General features: G+C 36.9%; 11 protein-coding genes and 1 other annotated feature. All 11 genes read left to right on the plus strand.

Annotated features, from left to right (window positions below; genetic code table 11):
• The first annotated feature begins 127 nt into the window (after positions 1–127).
• The 11 genes from rplA (at position 128) to tuf (ending at position 15,635) form a co-directional block, all read left to right on the plus strand.
• Positions 128–823, plus strand: coding sequence for a 50S ribosomal protein L1 (gene rplA / locus MUA21_RS01185; protein ID WP_046207685.1), 696 nt, complete (start codon positions 128–130; stop codon positions 821–823).
• A 90-nt stretch (positions 824–913) separates the two neighbouring features.
• Positions 914–1,061, plus strand: a sequence feature (ribosomal protein L10 leader region).
• 77 nt (positions 1,062–1,138) lie between these two features.
• Positions 1,139–1,648 (plus strand): 50S ribosomal protein L10, encoded by a 510-nt coding sequence (rplJ, locus tag MUA21_RS01190; protein ID WP_107526213.1) that lies wholly within the window; start codon positions 1,139–1,141, stop codon positions 1,646–1,648.
• A 40-nt stretch (positions 1,649–1,688) separates the two neighbouring features.
• Positions 1,689–2,057 (plus strand): 50S ribosomal protein L7/L12, encoded by a 369-nt coding sequence (gene rplL / locus MUA21_RS01195; RefSeq protein WP_046207683.1) that lies wholly within the window; start codon positions 1,689–1,691, stop codon positions 2,055–2,057.
• Positions 2,058–2,308: 251 nt separating this feature from the next.
• Entirely contained in the window at positions 2,309–2,917 is a 609-nt protein-coding gene (locus MUA21_RS01200) for a class I SAM-dependent methyltransferase (RefSeq protein ID WP_070657486.1), read from the plus strand.
• A gap of 199 nt (positions 2,918–3,116) precedes the next feature.
• Positions 3,117–6,668, plus strand: coding sequence for a DNA-directed RNA polymerase subunit beta (rpoB, locus tag MUA21_RS01205; protein ID WP_064209891.1), 3,552 nt, complete (start codon positions 3,117–3,119; stop codon positions 6,666–6,668).
• Between the two features lie 170 nt (positions 6,669–6,838).
• Positions 6,839–10,432, plus strand: a complete 3,594-nt coding sequence (gene rpoC / locus MUA21_RS01210) for a DNA-directed RNA polymerase subunit beta' (RefSeq protein ID WP_169926877.1) — start codon at positions 6,839–6,841, stop codon at positions 10,430–10,432.
• 283 nt (positions 10,433–10,715) lie between these two features.
• Positions 10,716–10,970 carry a ribosomal L7Ae/L30e/S12e/Gadd45 family protein gene (locus MUA21_RS01215; RefSeq protein ID WP_070039467.1) on the plus strand — a complete coding sequence of 85 codons (255 nt, stop codon included), beginning with the start codon at positions 10,716–10,718 and terminating at the stop codon, positions 10,968–10,970.
• 94 nt (positions 10,971–11,064) lie between these two features.
• On the plus strand, positions 11,065–11,478 hold the full coding sequence (gene rpsL, locus MUA21_RS01220; RefSeq protein WP_019468565.1) for a 30S ribosomal protein S12: 414 nt from the start codon (positions 11,065–11,067) through the stop codon (positions 11,476–11,478).
• Positions 11,479–11,549: 71 nt separating this feature from the next.
• Positions 11,550–12,020: a 30S ribosomal protein S7 gene (gene rpsG / locus MUA21_RS01225; RefSeq protein WP_019468564.1), complete on the plus strand. Its 471-nt coding sequence runs from the start codon at positions 11,550–11,552 to the stop codon at positions 12,018–12,020.
• 118 nt (positions 12,021–12,138) lie between these two features.
• Positions 12,139–14,232, plus strand: coding sequence for an elongation factor G (fusA, locus tag MUA21_RS01230; protein WP_046207678.1), 2,094 nt, complete (start codon positions 12,139–12,141; stop codon positions 14,230–14,232).
• A gap of 215 nt (positions 14,233–14,447) precedes the next feature.
• A complete protein-coding gene (tuf, locus tag MUA21_RS01235) occupies positions 14,448–15,635 on the plus strand; it encodes an elongation factor Tu (RefSeq protein ID WP_046207677.1) in 1,188 nt (395 codons plus the stop codon).
• The last annotated feature ends 83 nt before the right edge of the window (positions 15,636–15,718 follow it).

The following is a 15,718-nucleotide window of genomic DNA, read 5'->3' on the forward strand; positions in this document are numbered from 1 at the left end:
TCATTTATTTAGGAAGTGTTTCCTGAGATGAAATATGATTAAAACCTCTCTGTTATCTGCTCTTAACTTGCAAATGCGAGTAAATGTGGGAGGAAATTCCGCTAAAACCACTAAAGGAGGACATGAAATGGCTAAGAAAAGTAAAAGATTTCAAGAAGTAGCTAATAAAATTGACCGCCAAAAACACTATAGTGTGGAAGAAGCAGTTGAATTAGCTAAAGAAACAAGTATCGCTAACTTTGACGCATCAGTTGAAGTAGCATTCCGTTTAGGAATTGATACACGTAAAAATGATCAACAAATCCGTGGTGCAGTTGTACTTCCAAATGGTACAGGTAAATCACAACGTGTATTGGTATTCGCAAAAGGAGACAAAGCAGCTGAAGCAGAAGCAGCAGGTGCAGATTTCGTTGGTGAAGGTGAATATGTTCAACAAATCCAACAAGGTTGGTTTGACTTTGACGTAGTAGTAGCTACACCAGATATGATGGGCGAAGTTGGTAAACTTGGTCGTGTATTAGGACCTAAAGGTTTAATGCCAAACCCTAAAACTGGAACTGTAACAATGGACGTTACAAAAGCAGTTGAAGAAATCAAAGCAGGTAAAGTAGAATATCGTGCTGAAAAAGCTGGTATTGTACATGCTTCTATTGGTAAAGTATCATTTGATACTGACAAACTTGTTGAAAACTTCAAAGCTTTACAAGATGTGTTAACTAAAGCAAAACCATCTTCAGCTAAAGGTACTTACTTCAAATCTGTTGCTGTTACAACAACAATGGGTCCTGGCGTAAAAGTCGATACTTCTAGCTTCAAACTTTAATCTTAAATATAAATGATGATAAGACTGGATGGATATATTCAGTCTTATCTTTAAAAATATATTGACATATTATATTTAACCAGTTATATTGGTTAATGTATTATTTTACCTAAGACAGTAGGAGTTAGTCATAACTTAAAAATAATCCTACCGAGGCTAAAATTGACTTGAACGTGAAGATTTTTAGATCTTTCAAGCACTTTTTGCCGTGGGTAGAAAGTGCTTTTTTTATTGAGATAAAGTTGTTAATTGACATAATTAGCAGTTGTAATCAAGATTAAAAGCACCAAATAAAAAAACTATGGAGGTGTCTAAATGTCTGCTATCATCGAAGCTAAAAAACAACAAGTTGATGTAATTGCTGAATCATTAAAGAATGCAGTATCTACTGTAATCGTTGACTACCGCGGTCTAACTGTTTCAGAAGTAACTGAATTACGTTCACAATTACGTGAAGCTGGCGTTGAATTCAAAGTATTGAAAAATACAATGGTTCGTCGTGCTGCTGATCAAGTTGGCTTAGAAGATTTAAATGAACACTTAGTAGGTCCTACTGCAGTTGCTACTTCAACAGAAGATGTTGTTGCTCCAGCAAAAGTATTAGCAGGATTTGCTAAAGAACATAAAGCTTTAGAAATTAAAGTAGGTGTTATGGAAGGCAGTGTTATTTCTGCTGAAGAAGTTAACACAGTTGGTACATTACCATCACACGACGGTCTTGTTTCTATGCTTTTATCAGTATTACAAGCTCCAGTACGCAATTTCGCTTATGCAGTTAAAGCTGTTGGAGAAGATAAAGAACAAAACGAAGAAAGCGCTGAATAATTGCGCATAAAACTAATAAAATTAATGGAGGAATATTAAAATGGCTAATCAAGAACAAATCATTGAAGCAATTAAAGAAATGTCAGTTTTAGAATTAAACGACTTAGTAAAAGCAATTGAAGAAGAATTTGGTGTAACTGCAGCAGCTCCAGTAGCAGCAGCAGGTGCAGCAGGTGGCGGAGACGCTGCTGAAGAAAAAACAGAATTTGATGTTGAATTAACATCAGCTGGATCATCTAAAATCAAAGTCGTTAAAGCTGTTAAAGAAGCTACTGGCTTAGGATTAAAAGATGCTAAAGAATTAGTTGACGGAGCTCCTAAGGTAATCAAAGAAGCTTTACCAACTGAAGAAGCTGAAAAACTTAAAGAAGCATTAGAAGAAGTTGGCGCTACAGTAGAATTAAAATAATTCTAGCTGGCTAACAGTTCATAATTATATATTGAATGTTATTCAAGCAGTTTAACACATTAGCTATTTCGATACGCTAATCTTAAATGCAATGTGGATATCCTGAAATCTTTGAGAAATGAAAACCCCGTTATCGATATAACGGGGTTTTATCTTATTTGATCTATCCTGAATGAATCGTTTATTGTTACAAAGTTTCGTTGAGGGTATAGTATTAATCTAAGATGAATTAGATTAAAAGAGGTGTAGTCATGAGTCATTACTATGATGAAAATCCTGAAGTAGAAAGCGCTGAACTTCCTTTTACGTATTCCTACAAAAACTATGATTTAAAATTAGTTACTGATTCAGGTGTATTTTCTAAAGGGAAAATAGACTTTGGTTCAGATTTATTAATCAATACTTTTTTGAAAGAAAATCCCCCGGGTCCTACTAAAAAAATTATAGATGTTGGTTGTGGTTATGGACCGATAGGTTTGATGATTGCAAAAGTGTCTCCGCACCATGAAATAACGATGGTTGATGTAAATCAACGCGCACTTTCCTTATCGATTAAAAATAAAACGCAAAATCATTTAGAGAATGTAGAGATCAAAGAAAGTGATGGGTTATCGCAAGTAGAGGATAATGCTTTTGATTTTGTATTAACGAATCCACCGATTAGAGCAGGAAAAAAAGTAGTTCATAGCATCTTAACTGATGCGCATCATAAATTAAAAGCGAATGGTGCCCTTTATGTTGTGATTCAAAAGAAACAAGGTATGCCATCTGCGAAGAAAAAAATGGAAGAAACATTTGGTAATGTAGAAGTATTAGAAAAGCACAAAGGCTATTATATATTAAGAAGTGTAAAAGGTTGATTAAAAACCACTGTTCTGATATAGTAATAGAATGTAAAAAATTATGTTCAATAAGTGTGTACTTTTACGTATAAATTAACAAAGTATATAAGGTGAAATAGAAAATGGTGTCATGAGTTATGCTACCGTTTTCTTTTTGTCTAATTATATTTGCTGATTTAGTAAAAGTAAACACGCAATTTTTGAGGGGTGAATCTGTTTGGCAGGTCAATTTGTCCAATATGGAAGACATCGTAAACGTAGAAACTATGCGAGAATTTCAGAGGTATTAGAATTACCGAATTTAATTGAGATTCAAACTAAGTCTTACGAGTGGTTCTTAGAAGAAGGTTTATATGAAATGTTTAGAGACATTTCACCGATTGAAGATTTCACAGGAAATCTGTCTTTAGAGTTTGTTGATTACAGACTTGGAGAATCAAAATATGATTTAGAAGAATCGAAAAACCGTGATACGACGTATTCTGCACCTCTACGTGTAAAAGTACGTCTAATCATTAAAGAAACGGGCGAAGTGAAAGAGCAAGAAGTATTTATGGGTGATTTCCCATTAATGACAGATACAGGTACATTTGTGATTAATGGTGCTGAGCGTGTAATCGTATCGCAATTAGTTCGTTCACCATCCGTTTACTTTAATGAAAAATTAGATAAAAATGGTCGCACAAACTATGATGCAACAATTATTCCTAACCGTGGCGCATGGTTAGAGTATGAAACTGATGCCAAAGATGTAGTTTATGTACGTATTGATAGAACAAGAAAATTACCACTAACAGTATTATTGAGAGCTTTAGGTTTCTCAACAGATCAAGAAATCATTGATCTTTTAGGAGACAATGAGTACTTACGTAATACATTAGAAAAAGATGGTACTGAAAATACTGATCAAGCACTATTAGAAATTTATGAGCGTTTACGCCCAGGTGAACCTCCGACAGTAGAAAATGCGAAAAGCTTACTATACTCACGTTTCTTCGATCCGAAACGTTATGATTTAGCAAGCGTGGGTCGTTATAAAGCGAATAAAAAACTTCATTTAAAACACCGCTTATTCAATCAAAAATTAGCAGAACCAATTGTTAATGCTGAAACAGGTGAAATTGTAGCTGAAGAAGGTACTGTCCTAGATCGTCGTAATTTAGATGAAATCATGGATGTATTAGAATCTAATGCGAACAGTGAAGTTTTTGAACTTGAAGGTACTGTGATTGATGAACCAGTAGAAATTCAATCTATTAAAGTATATGTTCCTAATGATGAAGAAGGCCGCACAACAACAGTTATTGGTAATGCATTCCCAGATTCAGAAGTGAAATGTATTACACCAGCTGACATCATCGCATCAATGTCATATTTCTTTAATTTATTAAGTGGTATTGGATTCACAGATGATATTGACCATTTAGGTAATCGTCGTCTACGTTCAGTAGGGGAATTACTACAAAACCAATTCCGTATTGGTTTATCAAGAATGGAACGTGTGGTACGTGAAAGAATGTCTATTCAAGACACAGATTCAATTACGCCACAACAATTAATTAATATCCGTCCAGTTATTGCATCAATTAAAGAATTCTTTGGTAGTTCTCAATTGTCACAATTCATGGACCAAGCCAATCCATTAGCAGAATTGACACATAAACGTCGTCTATCAGCATTAGGACCTGGTGGTTTAACACGTGAACGTGCTCAAATGGAAGTGCGTGACGTTCACTACTCTCACTATGGCCGTATGTGTCCAATCGAAACACCAGAGGGACCAAACATTGGTTTGATCAACTCATTATCAAGTTATGCACGTGTAAATGAATTTGGTTTCATTGAAACACCATATCGTAAAGTAGATCTTGAGACGAATAGTATCACAGATCAAATCGATTATTTAACAGCTGATGAAGAAGATAGCTATGTAGTAGCACAAGCGAATTCTAAACTAGATGAAAATGGTCGTTTCTTAGACGATGAAGTTGTTTGTCGTTTCCGTGGTAATAACACAGTTATGGCCAAAGAAAAAATGGATTACATGGATGTATCTCCTAAACAAGTTGTTTCTGCAGCAACAGCATGTATTCCATTCTTAGAAAACGATGACTCTAACCGTGCATTAATGGGTGCAAACATGCAACGTCAAGCAGTACCATTGATGAATCCAGAATCACCTTTCGTAGGTACTGGTATGGAACACGTAGCAGCTCGTGACTCTGGTGCTGCAATTGTCGCTAAACATAAAGGCCGTGTTGAACACGTTGAATCTAATGAAATTCTTGTACGTCAACTTATCGAAGAAGATGGACAAGAATACGAAGGCGAAATCGATCGCTATCCGTTAGCTAAATTCAAACGCTCAAACACAGGTACTTGTTATAACCAAAGACCAATCGTTGCTACAGGTGATGTCGTAACGAAAGGTGAAATTTTAGCCGATGGTCCTTCAATGGAACTTGGTGAAATGGCGTTAGGTAGAAACGTAGTTGTCGGTTTCATGACATGGGACGGTTACAACTATGAAGATGCTGTAATTATGAGCGAACGCTTAGTAAAAGATGACGTATATACTTCTATCCATATTGAAGAATATGAATCAGAAGCACGTGATACAAAACTAGGACCTGAAGAAATTACACGTGATATTCCTAACGTTTCAGATAGTGCGCTTAAAAACTTAGATGACCGTGGTATTGTATACGTAGGTGCTGAAGTTAATGACGGAGACATTTTAGTAGGTAAAGTAACGCCTAAAGGTGTAACAGAATTAACAGCAGAAGAACGCTTATTACATGCGATATTCGGTGAAAAAGCACGTGAAGTACGTGATACATCATTACGTGTACCTCATGGTGCAGGCGGTATTGTTCTAGACGTTAAAGTCTTCAACCGTGAAGAAGGAGATGACACATTATCTCCAGGTGTAAACCAATTAGTACGTGTTTATATCGTTCAAAAACGTAAAATACATGTTGGTGACAAAATGTGTGGTCGTCACGGTAACAAAGGTGTTATCTCTAAGTTAGTTCCTGAAGAAGATATGCCTTACTTACCAGACGGTACACCAATCGACATCATGTTGAACCCATTAGGTGTTCCATCACGTATGAATATCGGACAAGTATTAGAGTTACATTTAGGTATGGCTGCTAAAAACTTAGGTATTCATGTTGCTTCACCAGTATTTGATGGTGCGAGTGATGAAGATGTATGGTCAACGATTGAAGAAGCTGGTATGGCACGTGACGGTAAGACAGTATTATACGATGGACGTACGGGTGAACCATTCGATAACAGAATCTCAGTCGGCGTTATGTATATGTTGAAACTTGCACACATGGTTGACGATAAATTACACGCACGTTCAACTGGACCATACTCACTTGTTACGCAACAACCACTAGGTGGTAAAGCACAATTCGGTGGACAACGTTTCGGTGAGATGGAAGTATGGGCACTTGAAGCTTACGGTGCTGCATACACACTTCAAGAAATCTTAACTTATAAATCTGATGATACAGTAGGTCGTGTAAAAACTTATGAATCTATTGTTAAAGGTGAAAATATTACTAAACCTGGTGTTCCTGAATCATTCAGAGTATTGATGAAAGAACTTCAAAGTTTAGGATTAGATGTTAAGATTATGGATGAGCATGACAATGAAATCGACATGCAAGATAACGAAGATGAAGATGCAGTAGAACGTAAAGTGGACCTTCAACAAAAAGAAGCGCCACAATCACAAAAAGAAATTACTGACTAATACAGATCGCATTTAAGTTTATAAAAAGGTATACCATTTTGGGGTAAAGTCGTCGTACTTGCCTCATTATGGCCTTATCTATTATTGATAAAGAGCAATCAATCAATTTGCACAGCTAATCTAAATTGAAGGAGGTAGGCTCCTTGATTGATGTAAATAATTTCCATTATATGAAAATAGGACTTGCTTCACCTGAAAAAATCCGTTCATGGTCTTTTGGTGAGGTTAAAAAGCCAGAAACAATTAACTATCGTACTTTAAAACCAGAAAAAGATGGTCTATTCTGTGAGAGAATTTTTGGACCTACAAAAGACTGGGAATGTAGTTGTGGTAAATACAAACGTGTACGCTATAAAGGTATGGTTTGTGATAGATGTGGAGTAGAAGTAACTAAATCTAAAGTGCGCCGTGAAAGAATGGGACACATTGAATTAGCTGCGCCAGTTTCACATATTTGGTACTTCAAAGGTATTCCAAGCCGCATGGGACTATTATTAGATATGTCACCAAGAGCATTAGAAGAAGTCATTTATTTTGCTTCTTATGTTGTTGTAAATCCTGGCCCAACTGGATTAGAGAAAAAGACATTACTATCTGAAGCAGAATTCAGAGAGTACTATGATAAATTCCCTGGTCAATTTACAGCTAAAATGGGTGCTGAAGGTATCAAAGAATTATTAGATGAAATTGATTTGGATACAGAATTAAAAGAATTGCGTGATGAGTTAGAGTCTGCAACAGGACAAAGACTTACACGTGCGATTAAACGATTAGAAGTAGTTGAATCATTCAGACATTCTGGTAATAATCCAGCTTGGATGGTATTAGACGTACTTCCAATAATCCCACCAGAAATCAGACCAATGGTTCAATTAGACGGTGGACGTTTTGCAACAAGTGATTTAAATGATTTATATCGCCGTGTCATCAACCGTAACAACCGTTTAAAACGTTTATTAGATTTAGGTGCCCCTGGCATCATCGTACAAAACGAAAAACGTATGCTACAAGAAGCCGTTGATGCACTTATCGATAATGGTCGCCGTGGTCGTCCAGTAACTGGACCAGGTAACCGTCCATTAAAATCATTGTCACATATGCTTAAAGGTAAACAGGGTCGTTTCCGTCAAAACTTATTAGGTAAACGTGTTGACTATTCAGGCCGTTCCGTTATCGCTGTTGGACCAAGCTTGAAGATGTATCAATGTGGCTTACCTAAAGAAATGGCTTTAGAGTTGTTTAAACCTTTCATCATGAAAGAATTAGTTCAACGTGAAATTGCGACAAACATTAAAAATGCGAAAAGCAAGATTGAACGTATGGATGATGAAGTATGGGATGTACTAGAAGACGTCATTAAAGAACATCCAGTTCTTTTAAACCGTGCACCAACGCTGCATAGATTAGGTATCCAAGCATTTGAACCTACACTTGTAGAAGGTCGTGCGATTCGTCTACATCCACTTGCAACTACAGCTTATAACGCTGACTTTGATGGTGACCAAATGGCTGTTCACGTACCATTATCTAAAGAAGCACAAGCAGAAGCACGCATGCTTATGCTTGCAGCACAAAACATCTTAAACCCTAAAGATGGTAAACCTGTTGTTACACCATCACAAGATATGGTATTAGGTAACTATTACCTTACTTTAGAACGTAAAGATGCAGTAAATACTGGTACAATTTATAATGATACAAACGAAGTGTTGAAAGCTTATGCGAATGGTTATGTACATTTACACACACGTATAGGTGTGCATGCAAGTTCATTTAATAACCCAACATTTACAGAAGCGCAAAATCATAAAATTTTAACAACATCTGTTGGTAAAGTAATCTTTAATGAAATCATTCCTGATTCATTTGCATATATTAACGAACCAACAAAATATAACCTTGAAAACAGTACGCCAGACAAATACTTTGTTTCTGCGACAGAATTAGGTGAGGGTGGATTAAAAGCATATTTTGATGAACAACCACTCATCGAACCATTCAACAAGAATTTCTTAGGAAATATCATTGCAGAAGTCTTTAATCGATTCAGCATCACAGATACATCTATGATGTTAGATAGAATGAAAGACTTAGGATTCAAATTCTCTTCTAAAGCTGGTATCACTGTCGGTGTATCTGACATTGTGGTTTTACCAGATAAGCAACAAATTTTAGATGAACATGAAAAACTAGTTGAAAAAGTACAAAAACAATTCAACCGTGGTTTAATTACTGAATTTGAACGTTACAATGCAGTTGTTGAAATTTGGACTGATGCCAAAGACCAAATTCAAAACGAATTAATGGGATCACTTGAAAAAACAAACCCAATCTTTATGATGAGTGACTCTGGTGCCCGTGGTAACGCATCTAACTTTACACAGTTAGCAGGTATGCGTGGACTTATGGCTGCACCATCCGGTAAGATTATTGAATTACCAATCACTTCATCATTCCGTGAAGGTTTAACAGTGTTAGAATACTTTATCTCTACACATGGTGCACGTAAAGGTCTTGCCGATACAGCACTTAAAACAGCGGACTCTGGTTATCTTACTCGTCGTCTTGTTGATGTGGCACAAGATGTTATCGTTCGTGAAGAAGACTGTGGTACGGACCGTGGTTTACTTGTATCTGATATTAAAGAAGGTACTGAAATGATTGAACCATTCAGCGAACGTATTGAAGGTCGTTATTCTAAAGAAACGATTCGCCACCCAGAAACAGATGAAGTCATCGTTCGTCCAGATGAGTTAGTAACAGCAGAAATTGCTAAGAAAATCACAGACGCTGGTATAGAAGAAATGTATATCCGTTCAGCATTCACATGTAATACACGTCATGGTGTATGTGAAAAATGTTATGGTAAAAACCTTGCTACTGGTGAAAAAGTTGAAGTTGGTGAAGCAGTTGGTACAATTGCTGCCCAATCCATCGGTGAACCAGGTACACAGCTTACAATGCGTACATTCCACACAGGTGGTGTAGCAGGTAGTGATATCACGCAAGGTCTTCCTCGTATCCAAGAGATTTTCGAGGCGCGTAACCCTAAAGGCCAAGCTGTCGTGACTGAAATTGAAGGTGTCGTAGATGACATTAGCGTTGCCAAAGATCGTCAACAAGAAATTGTCATCAAAGGCGCAAATGAAACGAAATCTTACCTAGCTTCAGGTACTTCAAGATTAAAAGTTGAAGTTGGCCAAAGTGTTGAACGTGGTGAAGCACTCACAGAAGGTTCAATTGAACCTAAGAACTTCTTATCTATATCTGGCTTGAATGCAACAGAAAGTTATTTATTAAAAGAAGTTCAAAAAGTTTACCGTATGCAAGGTGTTGAAATTGATGATAAACACGTTGAAGTTATGGTAAGACAAATGTTACGTAAAGTACGTATCATTGAAGCTGGAGATACGAAATTACTTCCAGGTGCACTTGTAGATATTCATAACTTTACAGATGCGAACCGTGAAGCATTCAAAGAACGTAAACGTCCAGCAACATCTAAACCTGTATTACTAGGTATAACAAAAGCTTCTCTTGAAACTGAAAGCTTCTTATCAGCAGCTTCATTCCAAGAAACAACACGTGTACTTACAGATGCTGCTATCAAAGGTAAACGTGATAACTTACTTGGACTTAAAGAGAACGTTATTATCGGTAAGCTCATCCCAGCTGGTACAGGTATGAGACGTTACAGTGATGTACAGTATGATAAAGCGACACCAGAAGAAGTTGTTGAAGAGATTCAACCAACTGAAATCTAGTATTGCTTTTAAAATATGAAATGGTTCAACATTCATTTGAGCTTGTATAAACATATAGACATGTGTTGTAGTTGTAGGACTGCAACACGTGTCTATGTCTTAAGTGACTGACCATTTTACTTTGGGTGAAATAAAAGATGAGATGGTAACATTTGATCTTTATTTCGCTCTTTTATTTTTTTATATATTTTCTGCAAAAAATGTTAATTAAAGTTGACTACGCAGTAATTTTGATGTTATTATTATTAAGGTTGATGCAAGCAGAACTTTGGAGGATATTTAGATGTCTAATGAAAAAGTTGCACGCTTTAACAAACAACACTATGTTATTGGTCTTAAACAGACGCTAAAAGCTTTGAATAAAGATCAAGTGACATCATTGATTATCGCTGAAGACGTTGAAGTTCATCTAATGACTCGCGTGTTAAGTCAAATCAATCAAAAAAACATATCTATCTCATTTTTCGAGAGCAAACAAGCTTTAGGAAAGTATGTAGGTATAAACGTTAATGCGACTGTTGTTGCATTATTGAAATGAGATTAGTAAGATTTTTCTTACTAAATTTTATTTACCTTTAAAATGAACCACCTGGATGTGTGGGATTATAAAAGAAGAGAGGAGGACATATTTCATGCCAACTATTAACCAATTAGTACGTAAACCAAGACAAAGCAAATCAAAAAACTATGATTCACCAGCATTGAACAGAAACTACAACAGTAAAAAGAAAAAGTACACTAGCTTAAACTCACCGCAAAAACGTGGTGTTTGTACACGTGTAGGTACTATGACACCTAAAAAACCTAACTCTGCGTTACGTAAATATGCTCGTGTGCGTTTGTCTAACAACATCGAAATTAACGCGTATATCCCTGGTATCGGACACAACTTACAAGAACACAGTGTTGTACTTGTACGTGGTGGACGTGTAAAAGACTTACCTGGTGTGCGTTACCACATCGTACGTGGTGCACTTGATACTTCAGGTGTTGACGGTCGTAGACAAGGTCGTTCATTATACGGAACTAAAAAACCTAAAAAATAAGTTTAAGATTGCGTAAATTTTCGTTATAAAGCATGAAAATATATTATAATTAGGAAGGGAGGATTTATATTATGCCTCGTAAAGGATCAGTACCAAAAAGAGACGTATTACCAGATCCAATTCATAACTCAAAATTAGTTACTAAATTAATTAACAAAATTATGTTAGATGGTAAACGTGGAACAGCTCAAAAAATTCTTTATTCTGCATTTGAATTAGTTCAAGAACGCAGTGGTCGTGAAGCTATCGAAGTTTTCGAAGAAGCTATCGACAACATTATGCCAGTATTAGAAGTTAAAGCACGTCGTGTAGGTGGCTCTAACTATCAAGTACCTGTAGAAGTTCGTCCAGAACGTCGTACTACTTTAGGCCTTCGTTGGTTAGTTAACTATTCACGTCTTCGTGGTGAAAAAACGATGGAAGAACGTTTAGCTAACGAAATTTTAGACGCTGCAAACAACACTGGTGGTGCAGTTAAGAAACGTGAAGACGTTCATAAAATGGCTGAAGCTAACAAAGCCTTCGCTCACTATCGTTGGTAGGATAGTAGGTTTTTCCCTGAGCATGTTCCACATTGATAGTTTACTATCTAGGTGCATGCTTAGGGCATCGCCATATTTATAGTATTTATTCGCAGTTATACTGGAAGGAGAAAAATACATGGCTAGAGATTTTAGTTTAGAAAGAACTCGTAATATCGGTATCATGGCTCACATCGATGCTGGTAAAACAACTACGACTGAACGTATTCTTTACTATACTGGACGTATCCATAAAATTGGTGAAACTCATGAAGGAGCTTCACAAATGGACTGGATGGAACAGGAGCAAGACCGCGGTATTACAATCACATCAGCTGCAACAACAGCTTCATGGGATGATCACCGTGTAAACATCATCGATACACCTGGACACGTAGACTTCACTGTTGAAGTTGAACGTTCATTACGTGTACTTGATGGTGCGGTTACAGTACTTGATGCGCAATCAGGTGTTGAACCTCAAACTGAAACAGTTTGGCGTCAAGCAACAACTTACGGCGTTCCTCGTATTGTATTCGTAAACAAAATGGATAAACTAGGTGCGAACTTTGAATATGCTGTAAGCACAATTCATGATCGCCTACAAGCGAATGCACAACCAATCCAATTACCAATTGGTGCGGAAGATGAATTTGAAGCAATCATCGACTTAGTTGAAATGAAATGTTTCAAATACAACAATGACTTAGGAACTGAAATTGAAGAAATTGAAATTCCTGAAGATCAAAAAGAAAGAGCTGAAGAAGCTCGTGCAACACTTATTGAAGCAGTAGCTGAAACAAGTGATGAATTAATGGAAAAATATCTTGGTGACGAAGAAATTACTGTAGCTGAATTAAAAGACGCTATTCGTCAAGCAACTAATAATATTGAATTCTACCCAGTTCTTGTTGGTACTGCCTTCAAAAACAAAGGTGTTCAATTAATGCTTAACGCAGTAATTGATTATTTACCTTCACCATTAGATGTTAAACCAATTATCGGTCACCGTGCTGATGATCCAGAAGAAGAAGTTATCGCAAAAGCGGATGACAATGCTGAGTTCGCTGCATTAGCGTTCAAAGTAATGACTGACCCTTATGTTGGTAAGTTAACATTCTTCCGTGTGTACTCAGGTACATTAACTTCTGGTTCTTATGTTAAAAACTCTACGAAGAATAAACGTGAACGTGTAGGTCGTTTACTACAAATGCACGCTAACTCTCGTCAAGAGCTTAACACAGTTTACTCAGGAGATATCGCTGCTGCGGTAGGTCTAAAAGAAACTGGTACTGGTGATACTTTATGTGGTGAGAAAAATGACATTATCTTGGAATCAATGGACTTCCCAGAACCTGTTATTCACTTATCAGTTGAACCAAAATCTAAAGCTGACCAAGACAAAATGACTACAGCTTTAGTTAAATTACAAGAAGAAGACCCAACATTCCATGCACACACTGACGAAGAAACTGGACAAGTTATCATCGGTGGTATGGGTGAGCTTCACTTAGACATCTTAGTTGACCGTATGAAAAAAGAATTTAACGTTGAATGTAATGTTGGTGCGCCAATGGTTTCATACCGTGAAACATTTAAGCAATCAGCACAAGTTCAAGGTAAATTCGCGCGTCAATCTGGTGGTCGTGGACAATATGGTGACGTTAAAATTGAATTTGAACCGAATGAAACAGGCGGCGGTTTCGAATTCGAAAACGCTATCGTTGGTGGTGTAGTTCCTCGTGAATACATTCCATCAGTTGAAGCAGGACTTAAAGATGCTATGGAAAACGGTGTATTAGCTGGTTATCCATTAATTGATGTTAAAGCAAAATTATTTGATGGTTCATACCATGATGTCGATTCATCAGAAATGGCCTTCAAAATCGCTGCATCATTAGCGCTTAAAGAAGCAGCTAAAAAATGTGAACCAGTTATCTTAGAACCAATGATGAAAGTTACAATTGAAATGCCTGAAGAATACATGGGTGACATCATGGGTGATGTGACATCTCGTCGTGGACGTGTTGATGGTATGGAACCTCGTGGTAATGCACAAGTTGTAAATGCCTTTGTACCACTTTCAGAAATGTTCGGTTATGCAACTTCATTACGTTCTAATACACAAGGTCGTGGAACATACACAATGTACTTCGATCACTATGCAGAAGTTCCAAAATCAATTTCTGAAGATATAATTAAGAAAAACAGTGGTAATAAAACAGCTGAATAATTACACTTGTATTGTGCAGTGACAGTCTGTACAATACATGTAAAGCATAATTATATGGCTTACAGTTTTATTAATTGATTTTTTAGGGAAAATGCATTATAAAGGTACTGTATGGTCCTTTTAAACTAAATTAATCATCTTCTCATGATGGTGAGAAACTGTCATGAGAGATAAATTTAACAATTATTTTTCTAACGAATAGGAGAGATTTTATAATGGCTAAAGAAAAATTCGATCGCTCAAAAGAACATGCCAATATTGGTACAATCGGACACGTTGACCATGGTAAAACTACTTTAACAGCTGCTATCGCAACTGTTTTAGCAAAAAATGGTGACACTGTTGCACAATCATACGACATGATTGACAACGCTCCAGAAGAAAAAGAACGTGGTATTACAATTAATACTGCACACATCGAGTATACTACTGACAAACGTCACTATGCTCACGTTGACTGCCCAGGACACGCTGACTATGTTAAAAACATGATCACTGGTGCTGCACAAATGGACGGAGCTATCTTAGTAGTATCTGCTGCAGATGGTCCAATGCCACAAACTCGTGAACACATCCTTTTATCACGTAACGTTGGTGTTCCAGCATTAGTTGTATTCTTAAACAAAGTTGACATGGTTGACGATGAAGAATTATTAGAATTAGTAGAAATGGAAGTTCGTGACTTATTAAGCGAATATGACTTCCCAGGTGACGATGTACCTGTAATCTCTGGTTCAGCATTAAAAGCACTTGAAGGCGACGCTGACTATGAGCAAAAAATCTTAGACTTAATGCAAGCTGTTGACGAATTCATTCCAACACCAGAACGTGATTCTGACAAACCATTCATGATGCCAGTTGAGGACGTATTCTCAATCACTGGTCGTGGTACTGTTGCTACAGGCCGTGTTGAACGTGGTCAAATCAAAGTCGGTGAAGAAGTTGAAATCATCGGTATGCAAGAAGAATCAAGCAAAACAACTGTTACTGGTGTAGAAATGTTCCGTAAATTATTAGACTATGCTGAAGCTGGTGACAACATTGGTGCGTTATTACGTGGTGTTGCACGTGAAGACATCCAACGTGGTCAAGTTTTAGCTGCTCCTGGTTCAATTACACCACATACAAAGTTTAAAGCGGAAGTTTACGTTTTATCTAAAGATGAAGGTGGACGTCATACTCCATTCTTCAGTAACTACCGCCCACAATTCTATTTCCGTACTACTGACGTAACAGGCGTTGTTACTTTACCAGAAGGTACTGAAATGGTTATGCCTGGCGACAATGTTGAAATGGAAGTTGAACTAATTTCTCCAATCGCTATCGAAGACGGTACACGTTTCTCTATCCGTGAAGGTGGACGTACTGTTGGATCAGGCGTTGTAACTGAAATCTACAAATAAGATATCTTATCTTTAATATAGATTTGAAGAGTCTCCATGTTGGAGGCTCTTTTTTTATTTTTGATGTAATATTTTTTTCAACT

The organism is Staphylococcus ureilyticus, assembly GCF_025558845.1.
GTDB classification, from domain to species: domain Bacteria; phylum Bacillota; class Bacilli; order Staphylococcales; family Staphylococcaceae; genus Staphylococcus; species Staphylococcus ureilyticus.